Here is a 26,000-nt window from a genome sequence, read left to right as displayed (position 1 = left end):
GGACGGGGAATAGTTTTTTAGGTTTGCTTATTGAACTATAGACCCGTGTGTATCTCCAAATTACGGAAAGACCAAGGGTGTTGTGACCTTACTTTTTAAGGTCCCCTCCTTTTTACAAGAAGGGGTGGCCGAAGGTCGGGGTGGTCAATTCTTGCAAATATCCCAGTTCTAATTATCTTTATCGATAGTATGAAAAATAGTCTTGCACTTCTTATTTTGCTTTTTACCGTAGTACGGCTGAATGCCCAATTAGAGAACGATAAGGTCTTGCATTTCGGAGCAGGGGTATTAAGTGGGGCCATAGGCGGACTTTTGGCCAGTGAAATTTCGGATGGTGATCGCACATGGACCTATGTTGGGGCCGTGGGTACAAGTCTTTTGGCCGGTCTGGCCAAAGAGTCCATAGACCAAAGCAACGGTAATCCATGGGACAATGGGGATTTAGCAGCTACAATCCTTGGAGGGGTAACCGTAGGTGTGACCATAGATTTGTTTTCGGGGAAAAAGAGGCGAAAAAGAAATCAGCTAACCCTTGTAGTGTTCTAAAGTGACATGGGTACTTCCATTAGTAAAACTTTGGATGCGCGGTTCGTTTTTATATCGAGTTGGTCAACATCCCAAAGCCCATAACCATCCCTTTTTTGCACTAACTGACCGTTGACTTCCAACTCACCTTCCAACACAAAAACATAAACACCATTCCCTTTTTTCTTTAGGGTATACGTTGTTTTGTGTCCTGGATCAAAATCCCCCATATGAAACCAGGCATCCTGATGTATCCAAACGCCAGGGTCTTCTTGGAAAGGCGATAAAATCTGGTACAAAGCGTTCTTTCTTTCGATTTCCTGAAGTGAAATTTGATCATATCGAGGTTCCACATCAATTTTGTTGGGCATTATCCAGATTTGTAAAAATTTTACGGGCCGATCTTTGTTTTTATTGTATTCGCTATGCTGAATGCCCGTTCCGGCACTCATCACCTGCACATCCCCTTGTTTTATTACCGTAGCGTTGCCCATATTGTCCATATGTTGTAAGTCACCTTCCAAGGGTATGGAGATGATTTCCATATTGCGATGTGGATGGGTGCCAAAACCGCGAGCTTCGGAAACCACATCGTCATTGAGTACCCGTATGACCCCAAAGTTCATCCGGCTTGGATTTTGGTAGCTGGCAAAACTAAAAGTGTGGTGGGAGTCTAACCAGCCGTGATTGGCATGGCCTCTTGATTCGGCCTTATGTAATACTGTTTTCATGGGCGTTTGATGTTTGGATTTAGAGTACGATTTGGCGGATTGGATTTCGACCATCTTAACTGCACCTTTTATCGTTGGCATTATATGGCCAATGCAATTCGTATAAAGTTACCAATATATTTTGATGTAAATAAACGGATAAAAGTCCTGTTGTTGACCATCATCCTTGAATAGAGGCCTTAGGGCATATGCTATAACAATCCCCTTGCCTTTATTTCCAAATACTTGTTTATGGTATTGATGGTCAGCTGCTCTGGTTTGGTAAGGATAGTCTGAATACCATGCTGTTGTAATTCTTTTTGCATCAACCTTTTTTCCAAAGAGAATTTTTCGGCTATTGTTTTATGATAGATGGTTTGAAGGTCTTCGGCATCCGAACTTATAAGGGCTTCCAATTCCGTATTCTCAAAAAAGATGACAACTAGGACATGCTTTTTTGCCATGGCCAGTAGAAATGGCAATTGTCTTTTTAAGGCCGATATATGTTCAAAATTGGTGTAGAGCAACAGCAAACTTCGATGTGTTATTTTGCGTTTTACTCGGGCGTACAGTAGCCCAAAATCGGAGTCGGTGAAAGCCGTATTAATGTTATATAGCTGCTCCAAAATCGTATTTAAATGGGTTATTTTTTGAACAGCGGGCACGAAAGTTTCTATATTTTTAGAGAAGGCCACCAAACCGGTTTTGTCATTCCTTTTCAAGGCGACATTCGAAAAGGCCAAGGTGGAATTTATCGCATAGTCTAACAATTTCAGGCCGTTAAAGGGCATTTTCATGACCCGCCCCGTATCGATGATAGAATAGATAGGTTGCGATTTTTCGTCCTGATATTGGTTCACCATTAACTGGTTCTGTTTGGCGGTAGCTTTCCAATTTACCGTGCGTATATCATCCCCAGCCACATATTCTTTGATCTGTTCAAACTCCTGTGTATGCCCTATACGCCTTATTTTCTTAAGCCCAAATAGGGTGAGTTTATTGCTGATGGCCAGAAAGTCGTATTGTTGCATTTGAATAATGCTGGGGTATACGGGCACCTTTTGGTCTTTTTGGAACACGAAACGCCTTTTAATGATCTTCAAAGGGGTAGAGGCATAGACGTTAAGGTTCCCGAAAACATACTCTCCCCGTTCCACGGGTCGCACCAAATATTCGAATTCCTTTTTTTGATCTTTCAGTAAATTCGTTCGATGTTCAAAGTCGCGCTTTTGGAACTGTTGGGGTAACTCATCGATCAAGGAAATATAGGTTTTGAAAGGGTAATATGATCGATAAATGATGGGGATGGGATTCAAATCGCTGTTCGAGAGTTTTTGAGGCAAGTTGCGCTCGGCGACCACACCTCTGGAATGGGAATAGAGCAGGTAGATATCGAATAAAAACAGACCCAATAAGACCCACGTTAAGATCCAAGTGATGGGATATAATAAGGGTATCCAAAAGGAAAGTATAAAACAACCCGCAAGGATTGCGATATACCAGAAAAAAGTGTTGTGTATGTAGAGCGATTTTAGAAATTGCATTTTATTATCTGGGTATTTCCACAGATTCCATAATCATTTTCACCACGCTATCGGTGGTCATGCCCTCCATTTCGCGCTCCGGGGTCAGGATCACCCTATGGTTCAACACGGGAACCAAGGCTTTTTTTACATCTTCGGGAATGACGAAATCCCTTCCCTGAATCGCAGCAAAGGCTTTTGCCGTGTTGAGGGTGGCGATCGAGGCCCGGGGAGATCCCCCCAAATACAAATGGGGATGGTTTCGGGTCTTGGTAATGATATCGGCTATGTATTTGATTATTTTTTCCTCAACGACGACATCCTGGATCTTCGATTTAAAATCGGCTAGTTGTTCCGGGGTCAAAACCCCTGAAATTTGTTCTTGGGGGGTCGCCCCTTTGCGTTCGTGATGCGTTTGTATGATTTTGATTTCCTCGGCAACAGAAGGGTAATCTACCTTGATTTTAAAAATAAACCGATCCAATTGTGCCTCAGGTAGGGCATAGGTGCCTTCCTGTTCAATGGGGTTTTGGGTGGCCAAGACCATAAATGGGGTATCCATGTTATAGGTAAATCCGTCCATGGTCACTTGTCGTTCTTCCATCGTCTCGAACATGGCCGCCTGTGTTTTGGCCGGTGCCCGATTGATCTCATCGATGAGAATGATATTGGAAAAAATAGGGCCTTTTTTAAATTCGAATTCCGATGACTTTACGTTGAAGATCGAGGTGCCCAAAATATCACTGGGCATTAGATCCGGGGTAAACTGTATACGGCTAAAACCCGTTTTCAAGGTCTTGGCAAAAAGTTTGGCCGTGATGGTCTTTGCGATTCCCGGAACCCCTTCAATAAGTACATGGCCATCGACCAGGAGGGAGACGATCAAGAGTTCGATAAAGTTTTCCTGCCCTATGATGACCTTGGCCAATTCGGACTTGATATCGGTTACCGCTTTTTTTAACTCCTCCAACGAAATCCTATTGTCGAAATTCAGGTCATTGCTATTTTGTGGATTATTTTCCATCGGCTTTCAATTTAAATTTTTCGATTAACGTATTCAGTTTTTTTAAATCGGCATTGGTGATTACCGCGCGTATTTTGAGTTTTTCCATAAAGGAAAAAAGCTTTTTCACTTCTTCTTCGGAATGGTTGCTTCGAGCCGCCAAATTGTGAAAGAAGGCATCATCTTGCTTTGTGGTATCCATATAAAAATGGGAACGGATATATTCCATAAAATAGGCGATTTTATGTTCGGTAATCGATTTCTGCTCGTCTTTTTCAAAATACATATCGGCAATGGTCCTAGTAAAGGCAAGAGTCTGGTTCTTTAAGGGCACCACTACGGGAATGGCCCTTTGCTTGCGTTTTCCTTCGAAAACCACATAGAACAGAACCCCGATCAATACGATGTAATAGGCCCATTTGAATTCTTTGGTATTCAAAAAGATATACATGGGTGAAGTATAAAACGATTTTCCCGATTTATAATGATTGTCCATATAAATGGGCCGGTTGCCATCGATATAGGACAGGAGTCCGGCCGTATAATCCTTGTTGTTGTTTTTGAGGATAAAATAATTTGTAAAGGCTTTGGGAAAAGCACTGAGTATGATTTTGCCTTGACCAAAATCCTGTTTTATGACATTAAAGTGCCCTTGCTTAAGAGAATCCGCTTCGGAATCATACTCCACTTGGGCTATGACCTTGGCATTTACCGTATCGATTTCACTAAAATACAAGGCAAAATTGTCCTTATCGAAGGTTGGGAGGCTATCATTCGTAAAAGCTGGGTTCAGCAGTTTATGTACCTGTTTTTGGTCCTCTCCAAAATCGGCGTATAACCCTGAGGTTTCAAAATTCAGGGTATCCTTTAGTTCGGTATCAAAACTGCCCGAAGCGATAAAAAGGGTATTCCCTTTAGATGTCCAATCGAGTAGACTTTTCAGTTCAGCCTCGCCAAACGAAATGCGATCGTTCACGAAGAAATAGGTGCCTTGAAAATAGTCGTTAGTTTGAAGCACTTCATAGGGTGGTCTTGTCACCTGTTTTAGGTGCTCCTTATACTTTTTCCCCATTAGTTCATTCAGAACAAAGGTGCCGTATGGGATTTTGTGTTGGGATACGAATGATGGGAACCAATTGATTTGCTTGGGCTTGCTATACTGAAATAGCATCAGTAGGGCCAAAGTGACCAAAACGATGATGATATATATGGAACCTTTTTTACGCATCGGCATCCAGGGTTTTTCGCAACGATGCAAATTTCAGTTCGGCTTTCAGATATTTAGCCTCATCTATTGGGAAGTCGCCATACCAGATATAGTCGTACAACCATGTGATATGAGCGAACGTTTTTTTTAGCTCCTCCTTTTTCAATTCATCGATATAGTCATCATTGGTTTTTTGTATTTCCCAGTTGATGAGTTCTTTCTGGCTCAATTGTTTTAAAATGAGCAGGTAGTAATACCGAATGGCCAAGCGGTAGTTCTTCTCTTTCAACGCGTTTTGGATAAGTTGGTCAATATCCTCGTTTTTGATGATCAGTTCCTCATCGGAAAGGGATACGACTGCTTCGTTGGATTTGGAATATAGCAGGGCCCTTGAATTTACGTTCAAAAAGAACTTTATCAGTAGAAAAAGTAGGATTCCGATAAGGATATAGGGCAGTAGCTGCAAGAAAAATAAAAAATACCCAGTGGCTTTTTCAGCACCGAACAGCCATTCAAAAAAGCGAAGGACGAGGTTGCCCATCCAGGTTTTAAGATTTTCCCACCAGGTGATGTCGGCCTTAACGATCTCATAATCGAATTTAGGGTCTTCCCGATAGGGTAGCAGGTCCCCATCGGTGATTTGCATCACACTTAGGTTGACCGTATCGTACTGAATCAAGGTCGAATCTTGTTGTGCTCCTAGGGGAAAAGCCATTACACCGAAAAGCAATAAGATCGAAAGCCGTTTAATCATAGTAGTGCTCGGTTCTAGGAAGCTAACTTCTGTTTTGTCGATTTGCCCAATAATTTTTACCTTGGTTTGGAGCTTGGTCCACTTCCGATTTCCTGCTTTTGGCGGTAATCAAAGCTCCGGGGTTTTTCCTAAATTCTGAATACGTTCAAAGGTACCCGTAAAGTTTTTCTTTTCATTCAGATTAAAGAAGATCAAGGCGCCCGCGACTATAGAAATAATGTTCAATAAAAGCTGGGCCAAGGTGCCTACCATATTCAGGATCATATAGATGGGGTCGATAAAACCATTCATGCCTACAGCATCGATTTCACCTGAAAAAATACCCATTTTTGCGTATTGGTAAATAACGGCAGGTATGCTAAACGCATAGCCGGTAATACCCACGATGATTCCGATGACCAAAAGGGTAGCAAACGTAATCCACCATTCATCCTTTACTAAGGTGAAACCATAGCTATAGGAATCCCCAACACTTTTATTCATAAATACCATAATGCTAAAGGATAAAGAGAGAGGCACGGCGAGGTAAATACCGGGTACGAAACAAAAAACAAAACCTACCATTATAGATAACACTACAATGATCCCTAGACCTATAAAGCTCCATAGGGAATCATAGACGTCTTTTTTAATCTCATCAAACTCAATTTGCCCATTGTGGGCGGTGTATGATTTTATGTAGTGTAGTACCGTTGACTGCGATATGGCATAAACCAAGATTAAGGAAGCCATAAAAACCAATACTCCGATCACCATACTTACCCCACTAAAAAGCGCATTGGAACTCTCGGTATTGAAATCCAAAATTGAACTGAAGGAATAGAGATAAAACCCCATGGAAATCAGTAGGATCACCAGATAAGGGGCAACGATCTTAAAATAGGTCGACATAAAGGGTTTGAACTCTGCTCTTAGAAAGGCAAAAGTATCTGAAAGGATCTCGCCCAATTCGCGCTGTTTTTTAAACTGTATGTATTGGTTCATTAGGGTTGGTTTTTGAATGTATTTGATATGGGTATATAACGTAATAAAACAGGATTAGTGCCAAGGAGGCAATAATTATAACTATTGCCAACCAATCGGGCATTTCGGTATGTCGGGTCACAAAGCCTTCCAAAAACCCAGCAATGATAAAAAAGGGAACGGTACTCAGCATAATTTTCAATCCGTTCTTAACCCCTCTTTTGAAGGACTCCAATCGGGTATAGGTGCCGGGAAAAAGCATCCCATTGGCTAGGACCAGGCCCGCACAACCCGCGATAATGATCACCGAAATCTCTATAGTGCCATGGATCCATATGGTACGTGCAGATTCCCAAAGCAGTCCTTTTTCGTAAAAGAAATATTGAAAACTGCCCAACATGATCCCATTTTGCATCATAATCCATAAGGTGCCAATGCCCAATAATATACCATAGGCGAAGGCCATCATAGCCACACGGATATTGTTGATGGTAATCCCAAGGAACATATTGAATTCCCCCATTTTCTTATAGACGGCCATAGGGTCGCCTTTATCAATGTTGTCGAGGGTCATGTTCACGTACCCATCCCCTAGAATGGAGCGTACAAAATCGCCCTCATTGGCTGCTGAAAATGCACCGACCATGGTGAAAAACGCAAAGACGAGGAAAGCGATCAAAAGTTCCCTTTGATGGGAATAGAATAGAGTGGGAAATTCGGTCTTCCAAAACCCCAAGATACGGTTCTTGGGTTCCTTTTTGGTCTTGTAGATTTTTTGATGCGCCTGGGAAGCCAGGGTATTGAGATAAAACTCCGTATTACTACCGGCATAAAAGGTCTTGGCGTAACTTAGGTGGTCGGTAATTTCTATGTAGAGGTCAGACAATACATCGGGCGCTATCTTCGTTTTGTTTGACAGTGCATTTTCAAAAGTTACCCATTTGTCTTTATTTTGCTTTACGAAGGCGGCCTCACGCATTACTACCGGGTTTTACCCAAAGAAACTAAAATATGGAACAATTTCAAATAGAAACCGCCCAAAATATAAGCATTAGCCAAAATACCGCCCATTTGGGAGATCGCATGCTCGCCTACTTGATCGATAGTTTTGTCATTCTTGCCTATACCATTTTGATCATTTGGATATTGATTGCTATGGACATTGATTTTGGTGATATGTGGGCCCTTTATCTGTTGCTCGGTTTGCCGGCATTTTTGTACTATGTGCTCTTGGAAACCTTTATGGATGGGAAAACGATCGGTAAGGGCTTAATGCATATTCGCGTGGTTAAATTGGATGGTTCCAAACCCGGATTTTCCAGTTATTTTATTCGTTGGATCTTTCGAATCGTCGATGTGGTGCTTACCTCTGGTGGTTTAGCGGTTTTAACGATATTGATTCGAGGTAATGGACAACGTATAGGGGATATTGCTGCGGGTACCACGGTAATCAGTGAAAAGAAGCGTGTTGGGTTACGCGATACCCTGTTACGGGACTTGCCTGAGGATTACGTACCCCAATATCCCCAAGTCACGATTTTTGAAGATCGTGAAATGCAGACCATCAAGGAATTGTATGATCAGGCACGGCGCAATGGAGATCATCAAATTATCGTTTCGTTGAGCGAGCGGATTAAGAAAGTGACCGAAATCAACACCGAAGTAAAACCTTTTGATTTTGTGGATAAGGTCATTAAGGATTATAGTTATTACACCCAAACACTCTAATACATGTTCTATTTTGCTATTGATATATTAGGAACTATGGCCTTTGCCATTTCAGGGGTCTTGGTGGCCATGGAGAAAAAGCTAGACCTGTTCGGGGTACTTATTATCGCCTTTGTAACCGCAGTTGGCGGGGGAACATTGCGCGATATGCTCATTGGAAATACCCCTGTGGTCTGGATGCGCGAATCGGTTTATATATTCACCATATTAGGAACGGTGGTTTTCGCCATCATGTTTGTAAAACAATTAAAATATTTACGAAAGACCTTATTCTTGTTCGATACAATTGGCATTGGGTTGTTCACCATGGTGGGTATTGAAAAAGGACTTTCTGCTGAATTAATGCCTATAATGTGTATAATCCTTGGAACGATTACGGCTTCGTTCGGAGGTGTGATCCGGGATATTCTATGTAACGAAATACCGGTGATTTTTCATAAAGAAATTTATGCAACGGCCTGCATTTTGGGAGGTATAAGTTATTTTCTGTTGATACAATTGCCTTTTGACGGGGCTTACGCATATATCACAGCCATCATAATCATTATTGTAATTCGATTGTTGGCCGTAAAATTTAAGATTGCTTTACCTAGTATTTATCGGGCAGGGAAATAATTGTACTAAGGTCGAAAGTCGAATGTCTAAAGTAGAAAGTCGAAAGTCTAATATCCAAAGTTGAAAGTTTAACTTTTCAACCACTATCTCAATTCCCAATACTCGTTACTTATTACTAACCATTGGCTTTTGGTTCTCGATACGATTTTCCTTGAAAATCACTTTAACCTACCCTTGGTAATTTGGATACTACCAATCTTCAACTTTCCAACTTCCCAACTTTTGACTCGCATCAACCAGAAACATGAAACACAAAACGTTTTACTAATTACTTAATACTGGCATCTGCCCACTGAAATCTGAGCTCTGTTTGCCATCAACCTTCGACTTTCCAACCTTTGACCTTCGACTCAAACCACCCAGAAACCAGAAACCATTAACCAACAACCGTCCCCCTTCTTCCGTCACCCCTTTACCATTAACCAACAACTTTCAGCCCTCTATTCTACCACTTCAGCCTTGGTGATATAGATGTTCTTAAAAGGCCAATCCCCTTTACCGACACGTTGTGCATTGATCTTGTCCACCACATCCATACCATCGATGACCTTTCCAAAGGGTGTGTATTCCCCATCTAAATGATAGGAACCGGGTTTGGTGACCACAATAAAGAACTCGAAGGGCGAAGCCAACATATGTGGATTGTTCACCTCACTACTGGGCATTGAAATGGTTCCCCTATGATGTTTGTAACCCTTCTTGGCATCGGGTGGGAGCAAATACCGACCTATGGCCCTACGTTTATCGGCCGTGGCCTGGTCGTCTGAATTACCTCCTTGAATAATGAAATTTTTCACGACACGATGAAACTGGGTATTGTCAAAATATCCCTTCTTCGTCAAATAAATAAAGTTTGCCTTATGGTAGGGTACATTATCATATAACTGAACGGTGAAACTGCCAAATTTGGTCGTGATCCTCACCTTGTCATCCTTTAGATCCTTGTTGTACTTAAAAAAGAAATCTATGACATTGTCCTCGGTCAGTACAAAGGGTTCTTCTTCCTCTTTCTGTGCCACTTCCGATGGCGCGGCAATGGAATCTTTTTGCTCCTCCGTAGTTTCCTTTTTGGTTGCACTTGCTTTAGGATTTTCTTTACAGGCAACTAAAAATATTAGTAGTAATATTGTGATGGAATAGAATCTTTTGAATACCATGAATTTTGATGATTTTGCCCTACGAAGTTCAAAAATAAAAAATCTACCCTTACCGGGGAGGACTTCCCATTATAAAATGGCTCCCCTGATTCGGATTAAAGAGCTGGAGGCGGGGCAGATCAAAAAATCAAACCCTAAAAAAGCAGGTGTTTTGGCCCTTTTCTATCCCAATAGGAAAAATGGCACCAATTTACTCTTGATACTGCGCAAGTCTTACAAAGGGGTACATTCGAACCAGATAGCCTTCCCGGGAGGGAAAGCGGAAAAAGAAGATTTTGATATTATGCACACGGCATTGCGGGAAACCCATGAGGAAGTGGGTGTGCCCCCCGAACGCATATCCATCATAAGATCGTTGAGCGAGGTCTATATTCCACCAAGTAATTTTGAGGTAAAGCCATTCATGGGTCTTTATGAAAATCCAAGGCCATTTGTGCTTCAAAAATCGGAAGTGGCCGCATTGGTCGAGGTACCCTTGCTTGATTTTATGGATGATGCCAAGGTCTTTACCCAAAAATTATCAACTTCATACGCAAAGGACATCGATGTACCTGCTTTTAAATTAAACGGTTACGTTGTTTGGGGCGCAACGGCCATGATGCTTAGTGAAATCAAGGAGCTTTTAAAACAGGTTTTATGATGAACTCGATTATAATTTATACCATTGGCTAAAAAATTGATATTTTACCCCTGTATTATGCCTTTTTCTTGCTCCTTAGCCCAGCTATGAATCTCAAAAAAGTCTTCATCCAGAGCCAAAATCTCTAATTTTCACTTCAACGTAAAAAGTATAAACGAGTTCAGTGCTTATTTTGTAGATTTGTTTTTATGGGCATATTCAAGGAAAATCCATTTGGCCACATTCTTTTTCTCAAAAGATGGCTTATTCGCATTATGGGGGCCATTACCCATCAACGCTATAAAGGTTTTAATACGTTGGAAATCGAAGGCTCGGAAATTATCCGAAACCTTCCGGATACCAATGTACTTTTTGTAAGCAATCACCAAACCTATTTCGCCGATGTGGTGGCTATGTTCCACGTCTTTAATGCCAGTTTAAGTGGTCGCGACGATTCCCTAAAGAATGTGGGTTACCTGTGGAATCCGAAATTGAACGTCTACTATGTAGCGGCAGCAGAGACCATGAAAAAAAGTCTTTTAACGAAGATATTCGCCTATGCGGGATCTATAAGCGTTGAGCGAACATGGAGAGCGGAAGGGAAAGATGTGAATCGACAGGTTAAGATGAGCGATATCTCGAATATCGGTAAAGCATTGAACGACGGTTGGGTCATCACCTTCCCCCAAGGGACCACAACGCCTTGGAAACCATTACGAAAGGGTACGGCACACATTATTAAAAAATATAGGCCGATTGTAGTACCTGTTGTTATCGATGGGTTTAGACGCTCATTTGATAAGAAAGGTCTTCGGGTTAAGAAAAAAGGCATTCTTCAATCTATGGTCATCAAAGAACCGTTGGATATTGATTATGAGAATGAATCGTTTGAATCCATCATCGAAAAATTGGAATATGCGATTGAGCAACATCCATCGTTCTTAAAGGTGATTTCCCAAAAGGAATTATTGGCCTATGAAGAAGAGAACGAATTGCGAAGGTACCGGAACCGAAAGAAGGTTTAAACCTCTAATTGTTTCAATTCCTTGTAATTCCGTTTCAATTTTCTCAGCAACAATCCGTAAAGTAGAAAGTAGATGCCAGCGGCAACGGCCGTAAAGACAATGGCCCCTATAGAAAGTACCCAAATCGCGGTGGTCTTGATCTTCTCCAAGGGGATTTCCTTACTCTTTTCGGCTATACCATCAAGGGAGAGCAATATGTCATCATCCAGGTAGATACCAAAGATGAACAGCGCGAAGAAGACAAGGCCCATTGATAGGCAGAAAATAATATAATATTTCACTGTTTTTCGGGTCTTGATAATCTGGCGCATTAAATTTTTTGCACTGGCCAAGACCGAAATTTCCCGATACCTTCTATAAAATTGGTAAATAAAGTAAGCCACTACTGAATAGAAAAATATATTGAAGACAAGGAAGGCGGTATTAAAGCTCTCTATATCCTCAAGGAAATTATTTTCCCGAAATGATGGGGAAAGGTAGATTAAATTGGGGAGGGTGATCTCCAAAATACTTATAATCAAAATCCATTTTACGATTGAGGAAGATTTCTTCCAGATCATTTTATGGATTTGGTCGTATGACAACTGGGGAAGATGTGCCTCCCTTTTTTGCCAGTCCTTTTTTAATAAATCCAGTTCGTCGATCATATGGTCAGGGGTTCAATATTGTTTTTAGTTTCTTTTTTATCCGGTTCATTTTCACTCGGGCATTTACCTCGGTTATACCTAGGGTTTCAGCAATTTCCCTATAGTCCTTATCCTCCAGATACAGAAAGACCAATGCTTTATCTATGTCGCCCAATTGCTTCACTGCGGCATACATGAGCTTTAGCTGTTCTTCTACCTGAGGGTCGTATTCATTGGCCGTGACCTTATAAATGACCGAGTCATAATCCTGTGTATGTATGCTTCTTTTTGATTTTCGATACAGCGTGATCGCCGTATTCAGTGCCACCCTGTACATCCAAGTGCTGAATTTTGATTCCCCTCGAAATTTTGGGTATGCTTTCCATAACTGTATCGTAATTTCCTGGAACAGATCATTGTGCGAATGCCTATCATTGGTGTACAATGTGCAGACCTTATGAACAATATTCTGATTGTTCTCAAGCTCGGTCACAAATTGATGCTCCAGTTTTTTATTCACGCTTTGGTTGGTAGTTGCTATCTTATTAGTAGCATCAAATTTAGAATTGTTACACTTCTATACAAAAATTGGGAATCTCTATGTAATTACAATGGGCATTATGCAATTCTTTCATTGTTAATGCGATGGCATAAAAACCGTGATACTGACCATGTTCTCATTTTCGGGGATGGTATTTGTCCATAACATCGGCCAAATGGGTGCGGTCTAGATGCATATATACCTCTGTGGTGGTGATACTCTCATGGCCCAACATTTGTTGAATGGCCCTAAGATCGGCCCCATTTTGTAATAAATGGGTGGCAAAGGAATGGCGAAATGTATGTGGACTGATGCTTTTTCCCAGATCGATCTTAACAGCGAGTTGTTTTATGATCGTAAAAACCATGGCCCGGGAGAGTTGTTTGCCCCTTCTGTTTAAAAAGAGGATATCTTCAAAGCCTTTTTTAATCGTTTGGTGTACGCGTACCTCATATCTATAGATATTGATGTACTTTTTATTGAAATTACTGATGGGCACAAAACGCTGCTTATCCCCTTTTCCGGTGACCTTTATAAAATCCTCCTCGAAGAAAAGGTCCGAAATACGTAGATTTATGAGTTCGGAAACCCGTAAACCACAACCATATAATGTCTCCAGGATGGCACGGTTACGTTCCCCTTCCGGTTTCGTGAGGTCAACGGCCCCGATAATTTCGTTGATTTCATCCTCGGAAAGGGTATCGGGCAGTTTTCTACCGATTTTGGGCGACTCTAGGAGGTCCATGGGATGGTCCGTGCGATACCCCTCAAAGTTCAAATAATTGAAAAAACTCTTCAGGCCTGAGATAATGCGGGCTTGTGATCTGGGATTTACATCCTTTGCTATTTCGTAGATAAAGCGCTGTACCGTGTCCTTATCGATTTTCAAAGGACTGACGTTCAGGGCATTGGTCTCAAGAAAATAGATCAATTTGGCAACATCATAAAGATAGTTCTTGATGGAGTTGTCCGATAAACCACGCTCTAGTTTTAGATAGTGTTCGAAATCTTCCAACGCCTGTTTCCATTTCATGGTACAAATATTCAATTTATATGGGTTAATTGGCCCGTTAAACGACAAAATCTGTCGTTACACAACATTTTCATGGACGAACACAACGAAAATTCGGTGAAAGGTATAGGTACTTCTAAGTTTGGTCTTTAATAACAAAAATTAAAATTATGAAAAAAGTACTAGTAGTAGCATTGGCTTTATTTGGTTACTGTGTTAATGCACAGGAAGGTTTTTTTGGAAAGGCTGGCTTGTCTAACGTCACTGCTAAAGTAGACGTATTCGACGAAACTGTTTCCGATTCTGAAATGGGTTTCTTTGTGGGAGTAGGCTACAATTTTGAGGTTAGCGAAACTTTTGAAGTTGAACCGTCTGTTCTTTATAGTCTTGTTAGTGATTTGAATTCATTATACATTCCAATAATGGCAAAGTATGAGGTTGCCGACTCATTCACTATTCAGGCAGGACCTCAAATAAATTACTTATTGGAAGATATGCCACAAGGTGAATTCGGATTGGATTTAGCCTTTGGTGTAGGGTATAGCTTTTCTGAACAATTCTTTGCAGATGCCAGATATGGTATAGAGGTTTCAAGGGATATTGAAGGATTTAGCTTAAACTCATTACAGATAGGGGTTGGTTATAGATTCTAAAACAATACATCAAAATTAAAAAAGCGAAAACATAAATTGTTTTCGCTTTTTTTTTGCCCTTTTTTCGGTTTAGGCATTGTATTTGTTCTGGGAATTAACAATCTATATATTTGAAACACTAAACTAGACACTATTATGAAAAAAGCACTTTCTTTTATCGTTATTGCCGTATTTGCCATGAACCTACTCAGCGCACAAGCTTTGCCAAAGTTTGGAATCACTGGGGGATTATTGAACACCAATGTGGATTTCAAGACCGGAAATTCGCTCTTGAACCTGATCGGGGTCAATAATTTTGCAAAAATAAATAGTACAGGTTTTTATATCGGAGGATTGGTTGATATTGAGGTGGTTGATAAATTCCATATTCAACCCGAACTTTTATATGGTAGTGCAGAGGACCTTTCCTTTTTTTATTTACCCATAATGGCCAAATATTATGTAGCCGATAAATTTCATATACAGGCTGGTCCCCAATTGAATTTTTCCTCTAATCTCGATGACATTAAAAGAGCTATACGGGATACGGAGGAGCTTTTGGGTACCAATGGCGATGTTGATGATGTTTTGCGTACCGTAGGGGTTGATATTGGATTTGGAGCTGGCTTCGATGTCACCGAAAACCTTGCCATACAGGCACGATATTCCTTTGAATTAACCGATAGATATTCAGGTCCTGCAGGTGGTGTACTCGATATTAAAGGGTCCGCCTTCCAAGTCGGGGTGGCCTATATGTTCTGATTCTTATGATTTAATAACTATCATATTTGATCGTACTATTAAAAGTTTTGAACGACCCCGTAAAAGGGTCGTTTTTTAATGCCCATTTTGAAGGTGAACCATTAATTTACGATATGCATTTCTTTAGGACGATTTGCTTTGTAGGTAATATTTTTAAGTTCATTTGGCAACAAATTACGCTAAGACACGTTCATTCATGTAGATTTATTACACAACCAAACGTAACCTAAACTTATGAAGAAAATAGTATTTGCTATATCCCTTTTATTTCTAGGAATGGGAGTCCACGCCCAAGAGGGCTTTAAAATCGGATTTCATGGTGGCTTGCCCATAGATGATTTCAATGATGCGGTGAGCTTGAGCCTAGCTTTGGATACGGGCTATATGTTCGCATTGGGCGAAGTCGTTGACCTTGGGGTAAGCGCAGGGTTTATCCATGGTTTTGCCGAAACTTTTGATTCACAGCTATTGGTCGAAGGCTTACCCGATATGCAATTTGTGCCTTTGGCCGCGTCAGTGCGTATATGGCCATCCAATTCACTATCAATTGGTATCGATGCTGGTCAGGCAGTAGGGATTAATGAAGATAACGAAGGAGGATTATACTACCGACCTATATTGGGCTATCTTATGGGTGCATTTACCGAAGTGAATATTTCATATACCACGATTAAAATGGACAATGAACTATCTTGGAATTCGGTTAATTTTGGATTGCTATTTACCATTCCGAACAAGAAAAGATTATAATACAAGTATCTTACTGGATAATACCAATAGGGAAGCGATAGGGCTTCCCTTTTTTTATGTCCTATAATTCGATACTTTTATCCTATCAAAGTTATGGATAGTCCCGCTCGGGGCTTCCAGGGAGTTGTTGCAAGACCAAAAGGTGTGTATATCACTACTGGGGTCTAGGGCGCCCAATTAAAAAAATAGAAACGATGAGAATAATGATAATCAACGGACCCAATTTAAACCTCTTGGGCAAAAGGGAACCCGAAGTTTATGGGAGTACCACGTTTGAAACTTATTTTAAACAGCTTCAGAAAAAATTCCCAAAGGTTACTTTGGAGTATTATCAGTCGAACATTGAGGGGGAGCTGATCGATAAACTCCACGAAGTGGGTTTTACCTATGATGGTATCATCTTGAATGCGGGGGCCTATACGCATACTTCCATCGGAATAGGTGATGCCATCAAAGGGGTTACCACACCTGTTGTAGAGGTACATATTTCGAATACCTTTGGTCGTGAAGCATTTAGACACCTCTCTTATATCTCACCAGTGGCCAAAGGGGTGATTTTGGGCTTTGGTCTTCCAAGTTATGATTTGGCGGTACAGAGTTTTGAAAGTAAATAAAAAGTAACCGCATTTATCATTTATATACCAGATTGGATGTATAAAGATGTATTATACACGTATATAAACGAGTTGTACACAATACGAATGAAACTCATTTTTAAAATAATATTACTAGCATTTTTGACCATTTCTGGTTGTAAATCAAAACAGATTGATAAAACCGAACCGAGTCCAAAAGCACCAAAGGTTGAGTTTACGGAATTCGATTTAGGAGAAAGTGATTTACCAAAACTAAAACGAGAAGTAAATGATTATGAATTTGTTTTCACACCTGAACAGTTAGAAAAATTGACCCTAATAATTCGTGAATTTGAAAAAGAAACGACTAATCAAATTGCTGTAGTTTCAATAGACTCAATTGGAAAACATACTGATTTTGACCAATTCGCAATTGACTTATCGAATTACAACGGAGTTGGACAAAAGGAAAAAGATAACGGACTGACAATTGTTTTCAGTAAAAACTTGAGAAAAATAAGAATTTCGACAGGTTATGGTACTGAAAAAATACTGACCGACGAAATCTGTAAGAAAGTAATTGACCAAACTATTATTCCTGAATTCAAAAACGGAGAATATTACAACGGAATTGAAAAAGGAATTACGGAATTAATCGCAAAATGGAAATAAAAGTACTGTGTACAACAATGTATAACCGCAATTACGGCGGATTCGACTACGTCCGAATCCACTCGGAATTGCTAATATCAGTGCCAAACCTAAAATTAACGCATATTAACCCGTAACTGACGGTTATACGAAACCGTTGTGGCCAATAAAATAGATATTGTGAGAAAAACACTAATCCTTCTGACATCAATCTTTTTAATTGGATTGCAACATACCATTTTGGCTCAAAGCAAACCTTTTGTGCCGGCCGGTTTTAAAGTACCTGATACATTGCAAAATGAACATTTCAGAATTAGAATGCTCACCGTTAACGATGTCGTAAAAGATTACGACGCTGTAATGTCTAGTATTGAGCATTTAAAGGCAATGTATCCGACATCTAGTTGGCCTTCAAAGGATTTGACCTTCGAACAGGATTTAATTGATCTGGGATGGCATCAAAAAGAATTTCAAATGAGAAGTTCATTTGCATATACTGTTGTTAGTATAGATGAAAACAAAGTACTTGGTTGCCTATATATTAATCCAACCACTAAAGGGGATTATGATGCAAGTATCACCATGTGGGTAAGAGCAAGTGAAGTAGACAACGGACTTGACCCTATCTTGTTTGATTCTGTCAAAATGTGGATTTCAAAAGAATGGCCATTTAAAAAAGTTGCCTATCCTGGAAGAGAGATAAATTGGACAGATTGGAAATCAATGAATTAAATTCATACTGGCTATAATAATGTTTAACCGCAATTTGTTTCACAGGTGGATTCGTTATAAACAGCGGATTCGACTACCCTTCGACGCTGCCTGCCATGCCATAGGCGGGTAAATCGGCAGGCAAGGTGCGCTCAGGAATCCACTTGAAATTGCTTACATTAGTGCTTAATAGAAAATCAGTAAATTAAAACCCTAGCTGACGGTAATAAGAAACCGTTGTGTGATATTATTTGAATCATGAAAAAGTACTTATACGTATTGATAATTGGCATTGCCTTATTGATCTCAAAGAATGCAAATGCCCAGATAAATGAAAACGCAATGGGTGCATGGTACATGTACTTCTTCGATACAACATTTAAAGAAGGCCCTTGGGGCGTTCAAGGAGATGTTCAATTACGTAATTGGAATATTGCTGGTGACAAAGAACAACTATTGTTACGTGGAGGAATAACCTATAAACCTAAAAAGGCAGACATTAAACTGACTTTTGGTTATGGAAATATTACAACGGGTACCTATGGCCCTGATAAATCAACAAGTGCCGAGAGCAGGATTTATCAAGAAGCGTTATTCCCAGTTCAATTTGGGAATCGTTTGTATACTAACCATCGATTCCGTTATGAGCAAAGGTTTGTTGAAGGTCAAGATCTAAGAACGCGCTACCGATATAATCTGTTTCTAAATATTGCCCTGAACAAAGCAGAAATGGACAATAAAACATTATACCTAGCATTCTATAATGAGTTGTTCATCAATGGCCAACGAAACATAGGAAATGGAAATACAGTAGAAATTTTTGATCGAAACCGATTCTATGCAGCTTTGGGGTACATGATTAAAAAAGGACTTAAAATTCAGTTTGGTGTGATGAGACAAACAACGGATAATTGGAGTAAAAATCAGTTACAATTAAGTTTTCATCAAAAAATTTAACATCACACAACAAAACCTGAACTGTATTAAAACGCAGATTAGCCGAGACGTTGGGCTTTATTGCTCCTACGCTGCAGCTTCGGCAGCAGAAACTATGACCGACCAAAAACCAATGATATTATCGAGCCAAAATCTACTCGGCAAATCAAATGTCCAGTGGACATTTGGGCGAGATAGCCGCTTGCGGGTTTAATAAGACCACAAATAGAAACTATGATCAAGTTCTTCAGACGTATACGTCAGCAACTTCTGACTGAAAACAAACCTGCCTTGCCGGCAGGCAGGTTCAGCAAATATCTTCTTTATGCGATTGGAGAAATAATCCTTGTCGTTATTGGAATTTTAATTGCGCTTCAGATCAATAATTGGAATGAAGATCAAAAAAAGAAGGCACTTGAAAGAAATATGTTGGAGAATTTAGTTGAGAATTTGGAACAAAATTGTGACAGGCTGAAAAGTCGAATCCAGGCAATTAGCTACTATCGAGAATCAGGGTCTGTTATTATTTCAGCCATTGAAAATAAGCTGAACGATCAAGATTCTTTAGAGAACTACTTTCATTTTGCTTTAATGAATACATCAAATATCGGACTGTCAGAAACCGGATATAATGTAATTAAGAATAATGGTTTTGAAATTATCCGAAATCAAGCCTTAAAAAATGAAATGATGGTTTTTTTCGAAGAAATCCAACCCCATCTACTGTCAGATTTAAGTTGGGGGACTATTGATATGGCAGATAGAGAGAAATTTATTGACGAGAACTTTATTCAAATACCTAATGACAAAGGAATAACCTACAAGCCTTTTGATCTAGAAAGTTTGTTAAGCAATCATTATTTCATTGCTCTTGTGCGTAAAACAGACGCACAAAGATCTTGGTTCTCTATAATAATGCAAAGACATTTAAAGGAAAGCCAAAGAATGCTAGAGATGATTAAAATAGAATTAAATAAATAGCGAAAGCGCAACAGCGTATCCTATGAAAAATATAGAATTCACGCCCAAGTTTTTTTCGGTGTTGAAAGAAGGGATTAGTAAAAAACAACTGGCCAAAGACATTTTATCAGGGGTTATTGTGGGTATAGTAGCCCTGCCATTGGCAATAGCGTTTGCCATAGCATCAGGCGTATCGCCTGAAAAGGGACTGATTACGGCAATTATTGCAGGTCTTGTAATTTCGGTTCTTAGCGGTAGCCGCGTTCAAATAGGGGGCCCAACAGGTGCATTTATTATCATCGTATTTGGGATAGTACAAGAACATGGAGTTGATGGCCTTACCATAGCTACATTTATGGCAGGTTTCCTGATTATTGGTCTAGGTTTGTTAAAACTCGGCAATTACCTTAGATTTATTCCATATCCTTTAATCGTTGGTTTTACAAGTGGGATTGCAGTAGTCATTTTCTCTACGCAAATCAAAGACTTTTTGGGATTGGAGATTGAGTCAATTCCTGCTGACTTTGTTGAAAAGTGGGTAGTTTACTTTCAACATATTGGTAGTGTAAATTGGATAGCGATCGGAATAGCAATAAGTACCGTTTTAATAGCCCTTAATTTTTATCGAATCACGACCAAGATACCTGGTTCATTAGTGGCTATTGTACTTTGCACGTTTCTCGTGTATTTTTTTGAGTTACCTGTGGATACTATCGAAAGCAAATTTGGTGAAATACCAAACAAAATTGCTATGCCACAAATACCACACTTAAATTTTAGTATGGTTAAAGAGCTTATTGAACCCGCCATTGCCATTGCACTGTTGGGAGCTATAGAATCGTTGCTCTCAGCAGTAGTTGCCGATGGAATGATCGGTGGAAGACATCGCTCAAATATGGAGCTTGTCGCTCAAGGGGTAGGGAATGTTTTTTCGGGCCTTTTCGGAGGCATACCAGCAACAGGTGCTATTGCAAGAACAGCTACCAATGTCAAAAATGGTGGTAGAACGCCTATTGCAGGGATTGTTCACGCTATTTTTCTATTACTCATAATGTTGCTATTCGCCCCAATAGCCAACCTTATTCCACTCTCTTGTCTAGCAGGTATTTTAGTTGTGGTTGCTTATCACATGAGCGAATGGAGACATTTTAAGGATTTGCTAAAAAGTAATCGAATGGACATAATTGTCTTGCTTACTACCTTTTTTCTTACCGTATTTTTTGATTTGATTTTAGCTATTGAGATAGGAATGATTTTATCGAGTTTTATTTTTATGAAACGTATGAGCGAAGCGACAACCATTAGGAATGCAGAAAACCTTTTTGGAATAACCGAACCGAATGGAGAAAAATTATTTGAAGAAGAACTGCCATACATTCCAAAAAATACCATGCTTTACGAAATAAATGGACCACTATTTTTTGGAGCATCACAAAAATTCCAAGAATTCTTGACGGACTTAAAGCAAGAGCCTAAAGTTTTGATTATTAGAATGAGACATGTTCCTTTCATAGACGCTACCGCAATCAATAGATTAAAACAATTTATTCAAAAACTGCAATCGTGTGGCACAACCATCATAATTTCAGGAGCAAATAGAATAGTGAGAGAAGAATTATTTAAATCTGACCTTTATTCAATTCTTGGTAAAAAAAATATACATGATAATATTAATGATGCAATTAAAAGGGCCGAAGGGATAATAAAAGAATAACGACAGGCTAGAACAATGTATTTTGTAAACGAAATGCGGACTAAAGTGCTAAATTTAAACGAATAGAATTTTAATAAATATGGTTAAACAAAAAGAGAAATGCTCCCAATCCCACACTAAGCTTATACTTGACCTTTATATACAATTTAAAAAGACAATTATATGAAAGAAACAACATACCCTAAATCATTTTCGCATATTGGAATAACAGTTCCGGAAATAAATAAAGCTGTAGCGTTTTATCAAGATATTATGGGATGGTATGTAATAATGCCACCATCTTCAGTTAAAAAAGAAAATGATACAGCCATTGGACAAATGTGTATTGATGTTTTTGGAGAGCATTGGGAAGAATTTGAAATTGCCCATATGTCTACTTCAGACGGTATCGGAATAGAATTATTTTCTTTCCAACACGGAAAAAAAGAAGCACCTGAATTCAATCCGTTCAACACAGGACTTTTTCACTTTTGTGTTCAAGACCCGGATATCGAAAATTTGACCAAAAGAATAGTAGAGGCAGGTGGTAAGCAGAGAATGCCCATACGAGAGTATTACCCAAATGAAAAACCCTATAAAATGGTTTATGTTGAAGACCCATTTGGAATCGTATTCGAAATCTATACACACAGCTATGAATTGACCTATTCATCAGGCGCATATCAGAAATAAAAACTGTTGAAACAATGGCGATAATCCAAAAGAATGAATAGTAACAACATCATTAATTGGTTGCTTGAAGGGGATGTGTCAATACAATATCAGGTTCACCGTGACCTGTTGGGAGATGATAAAAAGAACTTGCAAGCTAGGATTGCTATTGAAGGGTGGGGAAAACAATTTTTATCCAAACGAAAAAAAGATGGAAATTGGGGCATCAAGTTTTATCAACCCAAATGGACTTCTACTCATTATACACTCTATGATTTACGAAATTTATGCATTGCACCCAATAATCCACTTATTCAGGAATCTATTGAAATAATCTTGGAAAATGAAAAAGCAAGTGATGGTGGAATTCTTGCCATTGGTCGCAATCAATTAAGTGACTTATGTATTAATGGAATGTTCTTAAACTACGCCTCTTACTTTAATGCAAGTGAAAAAGACTTGAAATCTGTAGTCGACTGTATTCTTTCTCAAATCATGCCTGACGGTGGATTTAATTGTAGGTCTAATAGATATAATACCGTTCACAGTTCTTTGCACACTACATTATCAGTATTGGAAGGCATCACCGAATACGAGATTAACCAATATAATTATCGACTTAAGGAATTAATTAATACAAAAAAATCAGCGATTGAATTTATACTCCTGCACCAGTTGTTTATCTCTGACAGAACCGGAGAAATAATCAATAAGGATTTTCTTAAACTAACCTATCCAAGGCGATGGCGTTATAATATTTTGAGTGCTCTGGATTACTTTCAACACGCCCGAATACAATGGGACGATAGAATGAAGCCTGCCATACAGGTATTATTAAAAAAGCAGAACAAAGATTCGACCTGGAATACACAAGCAAAACATCCTGGGCAAGTTCATTTTGAAATGGAAAAAGCTGGGAAACCAAGTCGATGGAATACCTTAAGGGCCATGCGTGTATTTAAACATTTTGAAATTGAACAACTACTGCCAACAAAAACCATAGCGCATTAAAACGCGCCATCGCCTAATCGCTAAGTGAAATTTAAGTACATGGTAATGAAATTACAACTTGATAAAAACTACAGCTAACACCAGATGAAAAATAATTGCGGTTTAGTACTTAAACACTGGTAGTTGCGGATTTACCATAACTGATTTTCTTATTGAAAATCCTCACAAGCTACCTCGTAACTTTCCGTATACGAAGACATTATAATTCATTTAGACATTCAATGATTGAAACATCCAGGCTAGCGTATAGGAAGAAAATTTCGCCTATTCATCATTGCCTAAGTATGGGTTTAGTGATTTTACTCTCAATTCTATGGGATAAAACAATGGTTTACCGGAAAAATAACTAAGTTAGGAGATTATAAGGATTGAATACATGATTTTAAAAATAATAGGGAATATAGCAGGTAAATTAAAAACCTCTTTTTTTGATTTACTACCTATTATATTGGTGGTATCATTCTTTCAAATTGTAGTACTGCAGCAGCCCTTCCCAAATCTATTTGAAATTCTTGTAGGTTTGGTTTTTGTAGTAGTTGGCCTTATGCTATTTGTGGAAGGACTCGAGATAGGGTTGTTTCCCATTGGAGAGAATTTATCTTACTCATTGGTCAAAAAAGGAAGTTTGTTTTGGCTTTTGTTATTTTCCTTTCTAATAGGATTTTCAACGACCATTGCAGAACCTGCATTAATTGCCGTGGCAAAAAAAGCTGCGGAAATAGCTGTAGAATCCGATCTGATCAAACCCGAAATTGAATCAAGTTACGCCTTTGGTTTGCGATTATCTGTTGCGATTTCTGTTGGATTGGCTATCCTCATGGGTATATGGCGAATCATCAAGGGCTGGCCCATATATTATTTAATAATTGGGGGATATATAATGGTAATTGTAATGACCCTATTTGCACCGGAAGAAATTATCGGTATCGCTTATGATGCCGGCGGGGTTACTACATCTACGATTACGGTACCCTTGGTTGCTGCCCTTGGTGTTGGTTTGGCAACGGTAATTGAAGGCAGAAGTCCCCTTACAGATGGTTTTGGATTAATAGCATTTGCATCGCTTTTACCAATGATATTCGTAATGGGTTATGGTATGTTGATTTTCTAAGTTTATTAAGATGTTAAAAGAATTAGGAATAACTTTTTTAAATACAATCAGAGATGTAGCACCTATCGTGCTATTGATTGCGATATTCCAAATTTTTATTATAAAAAAATCAATCCCAAACCTTAAAAATGTTGTTTTTGGGGTCGTTTTGGTGATTTTTGGATTAACCTTTTTTCTTATGGGATTGGAACAGGCGTTATTTCCCGTGGGAGAGTTGATGGCCAAGCAACTTTCAAATCCTGATTTTATCGGTGCAAATTATTCCGGTTCTTTATCAGACTGGCAGGCCTATTATTGGGTTTACATTTTTGCGGCCTTGATTGGGTTTTCTACGACTATTGCCGAACCCTCGCTATATGCCGTGGCAGTAAAGGCGAATGAGGTATCGGGAGGAACTATCGGCACATTCAATCTTCGCTTGGTTGTAGCAATAGGGGTGGCCTTTGCATTGGTTGTTGGCACTTATCGCATTGTGGTTGGTGATTCCTTGGCTACCTATATTATGGTGGGCTATATAATCGTGATGATTCAAACCTTGTTTGTAAAAAAGGACCTTGTTGCTTTGGCTTACGATTCAGGAGGTGTTACGACCTCAACAGTCACTGTGCCTATTGTTGCGGCTTTGGGCTTGGGACTGGCATCGGTTGTGCCAGGACGAAACCCGGCCTTGGATGGCTTTGGATTGATTGCCTTGGCCAGCGTTTTTCCAATAATTACCGTTTTAGGATATGCACAAATGAATGACTTGATCAAGTATTTAATTAAATTTAAAAAAATAATATCATGAGATTCGATCTAATAGTAGGGTTTGTTAACCCGAGCATCACAGAAAAAGTTATAAAAACAGCTAAAAAATCAGGTGCTACTGGTGATGTGATCATTCAGGGCAAAGGTAGCGGTATGGAACCATCTAATTTTTTGGGATTATCAATACAAGATAAAACGGATATAATTCTTTTTGTGGTAGAAGAACACCATACCTCCAAGATAATTAAATCCGTTTCAAAGGAATGCCATATTGAAGATCCCGGTAACGGAATATTGATTGCTTTAAATATAGATAAAGTAGCAGGCTTATCTAATCAAATTGAAAAAATCAGAGAGAATCTCAAAACAGAACAATTATAAATATAAGATTATGGAAACTTTTAAAAAAGCAAAGGATATAGCTTCTGATAAATTATTCTATATAGATGGCCTGGCAAGTGTAAGATCCGCTGTTCAATTAATGAAAGATAAAAATGTTCAGGCGCTTATCATCCAGAAAAGAAATAATGCGGACGCCAACGGAATTATTACGGTGAATGATATAATAAAAGGCGTGATAATCCCAAAAAAAACCCTCGATGAAGTAAGCGTTTATGAAATTATGACCAAACCCATATTTTCTATCTCCGCACACTTGAATGTTAAGTATGTACCGAGGTTAATGTTTAATTATAGTGTGCGGATTGCACCTGTTGAAGAAAACGGAAAGTATATCGGAATAATTGACTATTCTCAATTTTTATTTGCCAAACTATAACAG

31 protein-coding genes are annotated in these 26,000 nt (G+C 39.2%); 20 read left to right on the top strand and 11 right to left on the bottom strand.

Translation table 11 applies throughout. The features are described 5' to 3' along the window. Nucleotides 1-189 precede the first annotated feature (189 nt). Entirely contained in the window at nt 190-546 is a 357-nt protein-coding gene (locus tag HPE63_RS15285) for a hypothetical protein (protein ID WP_188315156.1), read from the top strand. Here HPE63_RS15285 and HPE63_RS15280 read toward each other — a convergent pair. From HPE63_RS15280 to HPE63_RS15250, 7 genes are all read right to left on the bottom strand, one after another. Continuing rightward, complete coding sequence (locus HPE63_RS15280) at nt 543-1,256, bottom strand: pirin family protein (protein WP_188315155.1); 714 nt, start codon at nt 1,254-1,256, stop codon at nt 543-545. The two genes, HPE63_RS15285 and HPE63_RS15280, sit on opposite strands and share 4 nt — an antisense overlap. Before the next feature lie 191 nt (nt 1,257-1,447). Continuing rightward, entirely contained in the window at nt 1,448-2,779 is a 1,332-nt protein-coding gene (locus HPE63_RS15275) for a DUF58 domain-containing protein (protein ID WP_188315154.1), read from the bottom strand. Between the two features lie 4 nt (nt 2,780-2,783). Further along, nucleotides 2,784-3,782 (bottom strand): AAA family ATPase, encoded by a 999-nt coding sequence (locus tag HPE63_RS15270; protein ID WP_188315153.1) that lies wholly within the window; start codon nt 3,780-3,782, stop codon nt 2,784-2,786. Further along, entirely contained in the window at nt 3,772-4,989 is a 1,218-nt protein-coding gene (locus HPE63_RS15265) for a DUF4350 domain-containing protein (protein ID WP_188315152.1), read from the bottom strand. The genes HPE63_RS15270 and HPE63_RS15265 overlap by 11 nt, the downstream gene beginning before the upstream one ends. After that, on the bottom strand, nt 4,982-5,722 hold the full coding sequence (locus HPE63_RS15260; protein WP_188315151.1) for a DUF4129 domain-containing protein: 741 nt from the start codon (nt 5,720-5,722) through the stop codon (nt 4,982-4,984). The genes HPE63_RS15265 and HPE63_RS15260 overlap by 8 nt, the downstream gene beginning before the upstream one ends. Before the next feature lie 108 nt (nt 5,723-5,830). Beyond that, nucleotides 5,831-6,706: a hypothetical protein gene (locus HPE63_RS15255; protein ID WP_188315150.1), complete on the bottom strand. Its 876-nt coding sequence runs from the start codon at nt 6,704-6,706 to the stop codon at nt 5,831-5,833. Continuing rightward, nucleotides 6,684-7,664 carry a stage II sporulation protein M gene (locus tag HPE63_RS15250; RefSeq protein ID WP_188315149.1) on the bottom strand — a complete coding sequence of 327 codons (981 nt, stop codon included), beginning with the start codon at nt 7,662-7,664 and terminating at the stop codon, nt 6,684-6,686. The genes HPE63_RS15255 and HPE63_RS15250 overlap by 23 nt, the downstream gene beginning before the upstream one ends. 32 nt (nt 7,665-7,696) lie before the next feature. Between HPE63_RS15250 and HPE63_RS15245 the strand changes: the two genes are divergently transcribed. Together HPE63_RS15245 and HPE63_RS15240 are read left to right on the top strand one after the other, a co-directional pair. Continuing rightward, nucleotides 7,697-8,413 (top strand): RDD family protein, encoded by a 717-nt coding sequence (locus tag HPE63_RS15245; protein ID WP_188315148.1) that lies wholly within the window; start codon nt 7,697-7,699, stop codon nt 8,411-8,413. Nucleotides 8,414-8,416: 3 nt separating this feature from the next. Then, nucleotides 8,417-9,028 carry a trimeric intracellular cation channel family protein gene (locus HPE63_RS15240; RefSeq protein ID WP_188315147.1) on the top strand — a complete coding sequence of 204 codons (612 nt, stop codon included), beginning with the start codon at nt 8,417-8,419 and terminating at the stop codon, nt 9,026-9,028. Between the two features lie 440 nt (nt 9,029-9,468). Here the strand turns inward: HPE63_RS15240 and HPE63_RS15235 are convergent, their stop codons facing one another. Continuing rightward, complete coding sequence (locus HPE63_RS15235) at nt 9,469-10,185, bottom strand: peptidylprolyl isomerase (protein ID WP_188315146.1); 717 nt, start codon at nt 10,183-10,185, stop codon at nt 9,469-9,471. Here HPE63_RS15235 and HPE63_RS15230 point away from each other — a divergent pair. Then, nucleotides 10,184-10,825 (top strand): NUDIX hydrolase, encoded by a 642-nt coding sequence (locus tag HPE63_RS15230; RefSeq protein ID WP_188315145.1) that lies wholly within the window; start codon nt 10,184-10,186, stop codon nt 10,823-10,825. The two genes, HPE63_RS15235 and HPE63_RS15230, sit on opposite strands and share 2 nt — an antisense overlap. A gap of 188 nt (nt 10,826-11,013) precedes the next feature. Further along, on the top strand, nt 11,014-11,829 hold the full coding sequence (locus HPE63_RS15225) for a lysophospholipid acyltransferase family protein (RefSeq protein ID WP_188315144.1): 816 nt from the start codon (nt 11,014-11,016) through the stop codon (nt 11,827-11,829). Here HPE63_RS15225 and HPE63_RS15220 read toward each other — a convergent pair. The 3 genes from HPE63_RS15220 to xerA form a co-directional block, all read right to left on the bottom strand. Beyond that, on the bottom strand, nt 11,826-12,476 hold the full coding sequence (locus HPE63_RS15220; RefSeq protein ID WP_188315143.1) for a hypothetical protein: 651 nt from the start codon (nt 12,474-12,476) through the stop codon (nt 11,826-11,828). The two genes, HPE63_RS15225 and HPE63_RS15220, sit on opposite strands and share 4 nt — an antisense overlap. A 4-nt stretch (nt 12,477-12,480) precedes the next feature. Further along, nucleotides 12,481-12,975 carry an RNA polymerase sigma factor gene (locus HPE63_RS15215; protein ID WP_188315142.1) on the bottom strand — a complete coding sequence of 165 codons (495 nt, stop codon included), beginning with the start codon at nt 12,973-12,975 and terminating at the stop codon, nt 12,481-12,483. A gap of 157 nt (nt 12,976-13,132) precedes the next feature. Next, complete coding sequence (xerA, locus tag HPE63_RS15210) at nt 13,133-14,029, bottom strand: site-specific tyrosine recombinase/integron integrase (RefSeq protein WP_188315141.1); 897 nt, start codon at nt 14,027-14,029, stop codon at nt 13,133-13,135. Between the two features lie 149 nt (nt 14,030-14,178). Here xerA and HPE63_RS15205 point away from each other — a divergent pair, with 149 nt between their 5' ends. The 15 genes from HPE63_RS15205 (at nt 14,179) to HPE63_RS15135 (ending at nt 25,997) form a co-directional block, all read left to right on the top strand. After that, nucleotides 14,179-14,661, top strand: a complete 483-nt coding sequence (locus HPE63_RS15205) for an outer membrane beta-barrel protein (protein WP_188315140.1) — start codon at nt 14,179-14,181, stop codon at nt 14,659-14,661. A 135-nt stretch (nt 14,662-14,796) separates the two neighbouring features. Beyond that, the gene (locus HPE63_RS15200) at nt 14,797-15,402 is read left to right on the top strand and encodes a porin family protein (protein WP_188315139.1); all 606 of its coding nucleotides are present in this window, start codon (nt 14,797-14,799) and stop codon (nt 15,400-15,402) included. Nucleotides 15,403-15,636: 234 nt separating this feature from the next. Further along, nucleotides 15,637-16,152 (top strand): hypothetical protein, encoded by a 516-nt coding sequence (locus HPE63_RS15195; protein WP_188315138.1) that lies wholly within the window; start codon nt 15,637-15,639, stop codon nt 16,150-16,152. A gap of 194 nt (nt 16,153-16,346) precedes the next feature. After that, nucleotides 16,347-16,766, top strand: a complete 420-nt coding sequence (gene aroQ, locus HPE63_RS15190) for a type II 3-dehydroquinate dehydratase (RefSeq protein ID WP_188315137.1) — start codon at nt 16,347-16,349, stop codon at nt 16,764-16,766. 87 nt (nt 16,767-16,853) lie between these two features. After that, complete coding sequence (locus tag HPE63_RS15185; RefSeq protein WP_188315136.1) at nt 16,854-17,399, top strand: TPM domain-containing protein; 546 nt, start codon at nt 16,854-16,856, stop codon at nt 17,397-17,399. Between the two features lie 159 nt (nt 17,400-17,558). Continuing rightward, nucleotides 17,559-18,110, top strand: a complete 552-nt coding sequence (locus tag HPE63_RS15180; protein ID WP_317172919.1) for a GNAT family N-acetyltransferase — start codon at nt 17,559-17,561, stop codon at nt 18,108-18,110. 237 nt (nt 18,111-18,347) lie between these two features. Continuing rightward, nucleotides 18,348-19,046: a DUF2490 domain-containing protein gene (locus tag HPE63_RS15175; protein ID WP_188315135.1), complete on the top strand. Its 699-nt coding sequence runs from the start codon at nt 18,348-18,350 to the stop codon at nt 19,044-19,046. Between the two features lie 213 nt (nt 19,047-19,259). After that, nucleotides 19,260-20,006, top strand: a complete 747-nt coding sequence (locus HPE63_RS15170; RefSeq protein WP_188315134.1) for a DUF6090 family protein — start codon at nt 19,260-19,262, stop codon at nt 20,004-20,006. A gap of 22 nt (nt 20,007-20,028) precedes the next feature. Then, a complete protein-coding gene (locus tag HPE63_RS15165) occupies nt 20,029-21,699 on the top strand; it encodes a SulP family inorganic anion transporter (protein ID WP_188315133.1) in 1,671 nt (556 codons plus the stop codon). Nucleotides 21,700-21,861: 162 nt separating this feature from the next. After that, nucleotides 21,862-22,371: a lactoylglutathione lyase family protein gene (locus HPE63_RS15160; RefSeq protein WP_188315132.1), complete on the top strand. Its 510-nt coding sequence runs from the start codon at nt 21,862-21,864 to the stop codon at nt 22,369-22,371. A 33-nt stretch (nt 22,372-22,404) separates the two neighbouring features. Further along, nucleotides 22,405-23,361 carry a hypothetical protein gene (locus HPE63_RS15155; protein ID WP_188315131.1) on the top strand — a complete coding sequence of 319 codons (957 nt, stop codon included), beginning with the start codon at nt 22,405-22,407 and terminating at the stop codon, nt 23,359-23,361. A gap of 376 nt (nt 23,362-23,737) precedes the next feature. Further along, nucleotides 23,738-24,472, top strand: a complete 735-nt coding sequence (locus tag HPE63_RS15150) for a DUF1538 domain-containing protein (protein WP_188315130.1) — start codon at nt 23,738-23,740, stop codon at nt 24,470-24,472. 10 nt (nt 24,473-24,482) lie between these two features. After that, nucleotides 24,483-25,259, top strand: a complete 777-nt coding sequence (locus HPE63_RS15145; protein WP_188315129.1) for a DUF1538 domain-containing protein — start codon at nt 24,483-24,485, stop codon at nt 25,257-25,259. Further along, nucleotides 25,256-25,600 (top strand): P-II family nitrogen regulator, encoded by a 345-nt coding sequence (locus HPE63_RS15140; RefSeq protein WP_188315128.1) that lies wholly within the window; start codon nt 25,256-25,258, stop codon nt 25,598-25,600. Before HPE63_RS15145 ends, HPE63_RS15140 begins: the two co-directional genes overlap by 4 nt. A gap of 10 nt (nt 25,601-25,610) precedes the next feature. Beyond that, nucleotides 25,611-25,997 carry a CBS domain-containing protein gene (locus tag HPE63_RS15135; RefSeq protein ID WP_188315127.1) on the top strand — a complete coding sequence of 129 codons (387 nt, stop codon included), beginning with the start codon at nt 25,611-25,613 and terminating at the stop codon, nt 25,995-25,997. Nucleotides 25,998-26,000: the final 3 nt, after the last annotated feature.

It is taken from the genome of Maribacter arenosus (assembly GCF_014610845.1).
Classification (GTDB): domain Bacteria; phylum Bacteroidota; class Bacteroidia; order Flavobacteriales; family Flavobacteriaceae; genus Maribacter_A; species Maribacter_A arenosus.
This window is presented reverse-complemented; position numbering and strand designations above follow the sequence as displayed.

Coding starts and splice junctions, on each gene's coding strand:
- HPE63_RS15285 (WP_188315156.1), top strand. CDS start 190: ATGAAAAATAGTCTTGCACTTCTTATTTTGCTTTTTACCGTAGTACGG.
- HPE63_RS15280 (WP_188315155.1), bottom strand. CDS start 1,256: ATGAAAACAGTATTACATAAGGCCGAATCAAGAGGCCATGCCAATCAC.
- HPE63_RS15275 (WP_188315154.1), bottom strand. CDS start 2,779: ATGCAATTTCTAAAATCGCTCTACATACACAACACTTTTTTCTGGTAT.
- HPE63_RS15270 (WP_188315153.1), bottom strand. CDS start 3,782: ATGGAAAATAATCCACAAAATAGCAATGACCTGAATTTCGACAATAGG.
- HPE63_RS15265 (WP_188315152.1), bottom strand. CDS start 4,989: ATGCGTAAAAAAGGTTCCATATATATCATCATCGTTTTGGTCACTTTG.
- HPE63_RS15260 (WP_188315151.1), bottom strand. CDS start 5,722: ATGATTAAACGGCTTTCGATCTTATTGCTTTTCGGTGTAATGGCTTTT.
- HPE63_RS15255 (WP_188315150.1), bottom strand. CDS start 6,706: ATGAACCAATACATACAGTTTAAAAAACAGCGCGAATTGGGCGAGATC.
- HPE63_RS15250 (WP_188315149.1), bottom strand. CDS start 7,664: ATGCGTGAGGCCGCCTTCGTAAAGCAAAATAAAGACAAATGGGTAACT.
- HPE63_RS15245 (WP_188315148.1), top strand. CDS start 7,697: ATGGAACAATTTCAAATAGAAACCGCCCAAAATATAAGCATTAGCCAA.
- HPE63_RS15240 (WP_188315147.1), top strand. CDS start 8,417: ATGTTCTATTTTGCTATTGATATATTAGGAACTATGGCCTTTGCCATT.
- HPE63_RS15230 (WP_188315145.1), top strand. CDS start 10,184: ATGAATTTTGATGATTTTGCCCTACGAAGTTCAAAAATAAAAAATCTA.
- HPE63_RS15235 (WP_188315146.1), bottom strand. CDS start 10,185: ATGGTATTCAAAAGATTCTATTCCATCACAATATTACTACTAATATTT.
- HPE63_RS15225 (WP_188315144.1), top strand. CDS start 11,014: ATGGGCATATTCAAGGAAAATCCATTTGGCCACATTCTTTTTCTCAAA.
- HPE63_RS15220 (WP_188315143.1), bottom strand. CDS start 12,476: ATGATCGACGAACTGGATTTATTAAAAAAGGACTGGCAAAAAAGGGAG.
- xerA (WP_188315141.1), bottom strand. CDS start 14,029: ATGAAATGGAAACAGGCGTTGGAAGATTTCGAACACTATCTAAAACTA.
- HPE63_RS15205 (WP_188315140.1), top strand. CDS start 14,179: ATGAAAAAAGTACTAGTAGTAGCATTGGCTTTATTTGGTTACTGTGTT.
- HPE63_RS15200 (WP_188315139.1), top strand. CDS start 14,797: ATGAAAAAAGCACTTTCTTTTATCGTTATTGCCGTATTTGCCATGAAC.
- HPE63_RS15195 (WP_188315138.1), top strand. CDS start 15,637: ATGAAGAAAATAGTATTTGCTATATCCCTTTTATTTCTAGGAATGGGA.
- aroQ (WP_188315137.1), top strand. CDS start 16,347: ATGAGAATAATGATAATCAACGGACCCAATTTAAACCTCTTGGGCAAA.
- HPE63_RS15185 (WP_188315136.1), top strand. CDS start 16,854: ATGAAACTCATTTTTAAAATAATATTACTAGCATTTTTGACCATTTCT.
- HPE63_RS15175 (WP_188315135.1), top strand. CDS start 18,348: ATGAAAAAGTACTTATACGTATTGATAATTGGCATTGCCTTATTGATC.
- HPE63_RS15170 (WP_188315134.1), top strand. CDS start 19,260: ATGATCAAGTTCTTCAGACGTATACGTCAGCAACTTCTGACTGAAAAC.
- HPE63_RS15165 (WP_188315133.1), top strand. CDS start 20,029: ATGAAAAATATAGAATTCACGCCCAAGTTTTTTTCGGTGTTGAAAGAA.
- HPE63_RS15160 (WP_188315132.1), top strand. CDS start 21,862: ATGAAAGAAACAACATACCCTAAATCATTTTCGCATATTGGAATAACA.
- HPE63_RS15155 (WP_188315131.1), top strand. CDS start 22,405: ATGAATAGTAACAACATCATTAATTGGTTGCTTGAAGGGGATGTGTCA.
- HPE63_RS15150 (WP_188315130.1), top strand. CDS start 23,738: ATGATTTTAAAAATAATAGGGAATATAGCAGGTAAATTAAAAACCTCT.
- HPE63_RS15145 (WP_188315129.1), top strand. CDS start 24,483: ATGTTAAAAGAATTAGGAATAACTTTTTTAAATACAATCAGAGATGTA.
- HPE63_RS15140 (WP_188315128.1), top strand. CDS start 25,256: ATGAGATTCGATCTAATAGTAGGGTTTGTTAACCCGAGCATCACAGAA.
- HPE63_RS15135 (WP_188315127.1), top strand. CDS start 25,611: ATGGAAACTTTTAAAAAAGCAAAGGATATAGCTTCTGATAAATTATTC.